The organism is Dellaglioa carnosa (genome assembly GCF_026948345.1).
Taxonomy (GTDB): Bacteria; Bacillota; Bacilli; order Lactobacillales; family Lactobacillaceae; genus Dellaglioa; species Dellaglioa algida.
Genome location: NZ_JANXLI010000015.1, coordinates 1 through 963 on the forward strand (window position 1 = coordinate 1; position 963 = coordinate 963).

Consider the following 963-nt stretch of genomic DNA (forward strand, 5'->3'; position numbering starts at 1 on the left):
ATTTCTTTGAATTTATATCCTTTTATCACCTGTTGGTTGGTTCTATATGTTGCACCTTGTACTCCAGTCATGTTTATATCTGCACTTATTTGGCGTCCGGTTGTATCTATATATCTTGCCGTTACCGTTCCTATTTGCACCGGCGTTTCTTCTTTTACATATACATAAGTTACAACTAAGTTGTTCTTCATGTATTTACCTGTTTCTGATGCACTTCCCGCCAACATTTCTTTGAATTTATATCCTTTTATCGCTTGTTGGTTGGTTTTATATGTTGTGCCTAAAGCACCCGTCATCTCAATGTTAGGACTTATTTCTTTTTGATTTTCATCAACATATTTCACTGTTACAGAACCTATCACGATTGGTTCCGTATTTTTACTATAAACATATGTTACAACTAAATTACCTTTTACATACTTACCTGATTCTTTTGCGCTATCTGTGTGTACTTTTTTAAATGTGTACCCAGAAATTGTTTGTCTACTTGTGGCGTAATCTGTACCTACTTTACCGATCAAGATAATCTTAGAGCTTATTGACCGACCACTTTCATCAATATACTTCACCGTTACAGTACCTTCTTCTAACGGTTCTACTTCTGGGTTTTTATCATTCTTATACACATATGTCACTATTTGCGCTTCTGTCCCATATGTGCCTGTCGCATTTTCTGGGGTTTCTTTCAAGACCCACCCAGTTATATCCTTACCACTGGTTTCATACTTATCCCCAACTTTGCCTGTTGGTAAAACGACAGGATCACTAATTTTATTCCCTTTTTCATCAACGTAGTTGACTGTAATTGGCGCTGCTTCTGCTCTTTCGTACACATACGTCACTGTTTGTGCTTTTGTCCCATATGTGCCATTCGCATTTTCTGGTGTCTCTTTTAAGACCCACCCAGTTATGTCCTTACCACTCGTTTCATACTTATCCCCAACTTTTCCTGTTGGTAAAACG

General features: G+C 37.5%; 1 protein-coding gene. It reads right to left on the reverse strand.

The window, feature by feature from the left end:
* The coding region (locus N0K80_RS07800; protein WP_269026250.1) for a MucBP domain-containing protein at positions 1–963 on the reverse strand (963 nt) is incomplete at both ends.